The organism is Mesorhizobium sp. M7A.F.Ca.CA.002.09.1.1, from assembly GCF_003998555.1.
GTDB classification, from domain to species: Bacteria; Pseudomonadota; Alphaproteobacteria; order Rhizobiales; family Rhizobiaceae; genus Mesorhizobium; species Mesorhizobium ciceri.
The window spans coordinates 1-5,143 of record NZ_RZRR01000369.1 but is presented as its reverse complement, the minus strand read 5'-3'; the positions used below and the strand labels follow the sequence as shown (position 1 = coordinate 5,143).

The following is a 5,143-nucleotide window of genomic DNA, read 5'->3' as shown; positions in this document are numbered from 1 at the left end:
CCGGCATTCTCGACCGGTTGAAACGCGAGCGGACAAAATTCGACTATGAAATCCGCGACCTGATGGAAGTGCTGCCGCTGATGACCGAGCGCGACGCGCCGGTGGTCAAGGCGGTTGCGCAAGGCATCATGGCGATCTTCGACCGCGAACCCGATTATGTCATTTCGCCCGGCACCTATGACCAGAAGCACATAGCTCGCATCGGCCATATCTATGATTGCATCGCTTATGGGCCTGGCATTCTCGACCTCGCCCACCGGCCGGACGAATGGGTCGGCATATCGGACATGGTGGAATCGGCCAAGGTGATGGCGATAGGGCTCAACGTGCTGCTGCGCGGCACAGCCACGGGATAAGGTGTGCACCGCGACAAGCTTCGACTGCCGATGCGGTCGCCAGGACAAAAACATTCCCGGCCACGCCAAGGGGCAGAACGAAACGCAATTTACTCCGTGGCGAAATCACGCTTCTATCACTCGGGTTCGAGCACGTGTCTGAACGCATGGGGAGTTGCACGATGAAATTGTGGAAAACCATTCTGGCGGCCGCGGTGCTGTCGCTGGCCGCCGGCACCTCTGCGTTCGCCGCGCGAACCGACCTGGTCATCGGCATTCCGCTCGAACCCCCGCATCTCGATCCGACCGCCGGTGCCGCCGCAGCGATCGACGAGGTTCTCTATGCCAATGTGTTCGAAGGCCTGACGCGCATCGGGCCGAATGGCGAGGTGCTCCCGGATCTGGCCGAAAGCTGGACCATTTCCGATGACGGCAAGGTCTACACCTTCAAGCTGCACACCGGCGTGAAATTCCATGACGGCACCGACTTCGATGCCGCCGACGTGAAATTCTCGCTCGACCGGGCGCGAGCCGACAACTCCGTCAACGCGCAAAAGGGCCTGTTCGCCGCCATCGACAAGGTCGACGTCGTCGATCCGGCAACCGTCAAGGTCACGCTGAAGAACCCGCAGGGCTCGTTCCTCTACAATATGGGCTGGGGCGACGCGGTGATCGTGGCGCCGGAATCTGCCGACACCAACAAGGAGAAACCGATCGGCACCGGCCCGTTCAAGTTCCAGAGCTGGGCCAAGGGATCGTCGATCACGCTGGTCAAATCGGACAATTACTGGGGCACGCCGGCGTCGCTCGACAAGGCCGAGTTTCGCATCGTGCCGGATGCCGCGGCCTATGTGCCGGCGCTGCTCTCGGGCGACATCCAGGCTTTCCCGTTCTTCGATGCCGACAGCGTCGCCCAGGTCAAGGACGACCCGCGCTTCAAGGTGGTGATCGGCGCGACCGAGGGTGAGACCATCCTGTCGATCAACAACAAGAAGCCGCCTTTCGACAAGCTGCAGGTGAGGCAGGCGATCTCTTACGCGCTCGACCGCAAGGCCATCATCGACGGCGCCTCGGCCGGCCTCGGCCAGCCGATCGGCTCGCATATGTCGCCGGCCAACAAGGACTATGTCGACCTCACCGGCCGCTACCCGCATGATGTCGCCAAGGCCAAGGAATTGCTGAAAGAGGCAGGCCTCGAGAACGGCTTCAAGGCGACGCTGAAACTGCCGCCGCCCACCTATGCCCGTCTCGGTGGCGAAATCATCGCCTCGCAGCTTCGCGACGTTGGCATCGATCTGGAAATCATTCCGGTCGAATGGGCACAGTGGCTGGACCAGGTGTTCACCAAGAAGGATTACGACCTGACGATCGTCTCCCACACCGAGCCCAACGACATCGATATCTATTCGCGCAAGGATTATTACTTCAACTACGACAACCCGGCCTTCGACAACGTGATTGCCGATCTCGGCGTCACCTCCGACGAAGCCAAGCGCAAGGAATTGCTGGGGCAAGCGCAGAAGATCCTGGCCGACGATGCGGTGGTCGGCTTCCTCTATGAATTGCCGAAGATCGGCGTCTGGGACGCCAAGCTGCAAGGGCTGTGGGAAAACGCCCCGATCCAGGCCAATGATTTGACCAAGGTGAAGTGGAGCGAATGATCCCCCACCTTCCATGACCGCCTACCTCCTAAAACGCCTCGCCATCGCCATCGCCACGCTGGTGCTGGCTTCCATGGTGGTGTTCGCCGTCCTGGAGGTCCTGCCCGGCGATCCGGCGCGGCTAATGCTGGGCCTGAATGCCAGTGCCGACCAGGTCGAGTTGCTGCGCAACCAGATGGGCCTCAACGCGCCGCTGGCTTGGCGCTATCTGCACTGGGCGGGCGGCCTGCTCAGCCTCGATTTCGGCCGCTCCTACACCTATTCGGTGCCGGTCATCGGTCTGGTTCGCGAGCGGCTGGCCGTCTCGCTGCCGCTGGCGCTGATTGCGCTTGCGCTCTCCACCCTCATCGCGATTCCCGTCGGCCTGTTTTCCGCCAGCCGGCGTGGACGGGCCGGTGATACGATTTCCATGGGCGCCGCACAGCTTGGCGTCGCCGTGCCCAATTTCTGGTTCGCGCTGATGCTGATCTATGTCTTCGCCGTCTGGCTGCGGCTGGTTCCTGCTGGCGGCTTTCCCGGCTGGAGTGCCGGCGTCTGGCCAGCCTTGAAGTCGCTGCTGCTGCCGGCGTTGGCGCTTGCCTTGCCGCAAGCCGCGATTCTGGCGCGCGTCACCCGCTCGGCGCTGATCGAGGTGCTGAACGAGGACTATATTCGTACCGCCCGCGCCAAGGGTCTGCCCTACCGAGCTGTGCTGTGGCGGCACGCGCTGCGCAACGCCATGATTCCGGTGCTGACCATTCTGGGCCTGCAGTTCGCCTTCCTGCTTGCCGGCACCATCATCATCGAGAATGTTTTCTATCTGCCCGGCCTCGGCAGGCTGGTGTTCCAGGCCATCACCCAGCGCGACCTGATCGTCGTCGAAAGCGTCGTCATGCTGCTGGTCGCCGCCGTCATCGCCGTCAATCTGCTGGTCGACCTTTCCTATGCGGTCGTCGATCCGCGCCTGAGAAGCCGGCAATGACACTGCACATCGACATATCAGAAGAGACGTTCGGCAGCATCCTGAGCAAGGCGTTCGGGAATACCGCCTTCGTTGCCGGTTTCGTCATCACCCTGCTGATCCTGGCAATGGCTGTCGTCTCCTATGCCTGGACGCCCTATGACGTCACGAAACTGGTGATATCGGATAAGACGCAAGCGCCCTCGCTGGCGCACTGGTTCGGCACCGACCATTTCGGCCGCGACATCCTGTCGATGGTCATGGTCGGCGCCCGCAATTCGATTGCCGTGGCGCTGGTCGCGGTCGGCATCGGCATGGGGGTCGGCGTGCCGCTCGGCGCCTTTGCCGCGGCACGCGGCGGCCCCGTCGACGAGGCGCTGATGCGGCTGAACGACCTCGTCTTCGCCTTCCCGGCTTTGCTGTCGGCGATCATGATCACCGCCATCTTCGGACCGGGCGCCGTCAACGCCATCATCGCCATCGGCATCTTCAACATCCCGGTCTTTGCGCGCGTCGCCCGGGCCGGCGCGCTGGCGATCTGGCCGCGCGAGTTCATTCTCGCCGCACGCGCCGCCGGCAAGAGCAGCACGCAGATCACAATCGAACATGTGCTGCCCAATATCGCCACGCTGCTTCTGGTGCAAGGCACCATCCAGTTCGCGCTGGGCATCCTGGCCGAGGCCGGGCTTTCCTATCTGGGCCTGGGTGCGCAACCGCCAATGCCGAGCTGGGGCCGCATGCTGTTCGACGCGCAGACCCGCATGGTGGTGGCGCCATGGATGGCGATCTTTCCGGGCATGGCGATCGTTGTCGCCGTGCTGGGGCTGAACCTCCTGGGCGACGGCATCGCCGACATCCTCGATCCGAAATCGCGGCGGCAGCGATGAGCCTGCTCGACATCGAGAACCTGTCGCTGACCATCGGCGACACGCAGATCCTCAAGGGTGTGGAGCTTTCCGTCGCGCCCGGTGAGGTGATGGGGCTGGTCGGCGAATCCGGTTCCGGCAAATCGATGACCGCGCTGACGGTGATGCAGCTTCTGCCCCATGCCGCGCGCGCCAGCGGACGTGTCACATTCGACGGCATCGACATCCTGGCAGCAACCGAGGACCAGATGTGTGCGCTGCGCGGCGACGACATCGGCATGGTGTTCCAGGAGCCGATGACCGCGCTCAATCCGGTCAAGACCATCGGCGAGCAGGTTGCCGAAGGCATACGCTGGCACACCAGGGCCAGCCGCGCCGAGGCCGAAGACCGGGCGCGAAAAATGCTCGACCGTGTCGGCTTGCCCGAAGCGAAATTCCCGCTGTCGCGCTATCCGCACGAACTGTCGGGCGGCCAGCGCCAGCGCGTCGTCATCGCCATCGCCTGCGCGCTGAAGCCGAAGCTGCTGATCGCCGACGAACCGACGACGGCGCTCGACGTGGTGCTGCAGGCACAAATCCTCGACCTTTTGCGCGACCTCGTCGCGGAGAGCCGCATGGGCCTGCTCCTGATCTCGCATGACCTCGCCGTGGTGACCGAGATGGCTGACCGCATCACCATCCTGCGCCGCGGCGAGGTGATGGAAGCCGGCGACACCGCACGCACGCTATCCGAACAGCTCCACCCCTACACGCGCCAGTTGGCGCAGGCCTCGATGCATGTGCCGGCGCGCGCCAGGCCGCATGGCATCGAGACGGGCCGCCCTTTGCTTCAGGTCGAGGGCGTGACCCGCGACTATCCCGGCCGGCGCACTTCGCTGTTCAAGCGCGCGCCTGGTATCCGCGCCGTCGACGACGTCTCGCTGTCGATGGCGCCGAGTCAGTCAGTGGCACTGGTTGGTCGCTCCGGCTGCGGCAAGTCGACGCTCGCCCGCATGATCCTGGCGCTGGATCGGCCGACATCGGGCTCGATCCGGTTCCGCGGCGGGACCATAACCGGCAAGAGCGAAGCCGAGCTGAAGCCGGCGCGACGCGATATGCAGGTCGTTTTTCAAGATCCCTATGGCTCCTTCGACCCGCGCCAGAAGGTGAAAAAGCTGGTTGCCGAACCCCTGCATGTGCTGGAGAAAAAGCCGACGCGCGCCGAGTGCCGCGAGATGGTGGCGCATGCCCTGCACGAAGTCGGCCTCGGCATCAGCGACATGGACAAATACCCCCATGAATTTTCCGGCGGCCAGCGCCAGCGCCTGTCGATCGCCCGCGCCATCATCACCCGCCCCAAGC

The 5,143-nt window shown here is 63.8% G+C and carries 5 protein-coding genes; all 5 read left to right on the top strand.

Features of this window, described 5'->3' with window-relative positions; genetic code table 11:
- A partial coding sequence (locus EN994_RS17070) for a M20/M25/M40 family metallo-hydrolase (RefSeq protein WP_127307671.1) occupies positions 1–356 on the top strand: 356 nt, incomplete at its 5' end.
- 161 nt (positions 357–517) lie between these two features.
- Positions 518–1,996, top strand: coding sequence for an ABC transporter substrate-binding protein (locus tag EN994_RS17065; RefSeq protein ID WP_063168180.1), 1,479 nt, complete (start codon positions 518–520; stop codon positions 1,994–1,996).
- A 13-nt stretch (positions 1,997–2,009) separates the two neighbouring features.
- Positions 2,010–2,957 carry an ABC transporter permease gene (locus EN994_RS17060; RefSeq protein WP_063168181.1) on the top strand — a complete coding sequence of 316 codons (948 nt, stop codon included), beginning with the start codon at positions 2,010–2,012 and terminating at the stop codon, positions 2,955–2,957.
- Positions 2,954–3,823 carry an ABC transporter permease gene (locus tag EN994_RS17055; protein WP_063168182.1) on the top strand — a complete coding sequence of 290 codons (870 nt, stop codon included), beginning with the start codon at positions 2,954–2,956 and terminating at the stop codon, positions 3,821–3,823. Before EN994_RS17060 ends, EN994_RS17055 begins: the two co-directional genes overlap by 4 nt.
- A partial coding sequence (locus tag EN994_RS17050) for an ATP-binding cassette domain-containing protein (RefSeq protein ID WP_164745968.1) occupies positions 3,820–5,143 on the top strand: 1,324 nt, incomplete at its 3' end. The genes EN994_RS17055 and EN994_RS17050, both read left to right, overlap by 4 nt.

Coding starts and splice junctions, on each gene's coding strand:
- EN994_RS17065 (WP_063168180.1), top strand. CDS start 518: ATGAAATTGTGGAAAACCATTCTGGCGGCCGCGGTGCTGTCGCTGGCC.
- EN994_RS17055 (WP_063168182.1), top strand. CDS start 2,954: ATGACACTGCACATCGACATATCAGAAGAGACGTTCGGCAGCATCCTG.
- EN994_RS17060 (WP_063168181.1), top strand. CDS start 2,010: ATGACCGCCTACCTCCTAAAACGCCTCGCCATCGCCATCGCCACGCTG.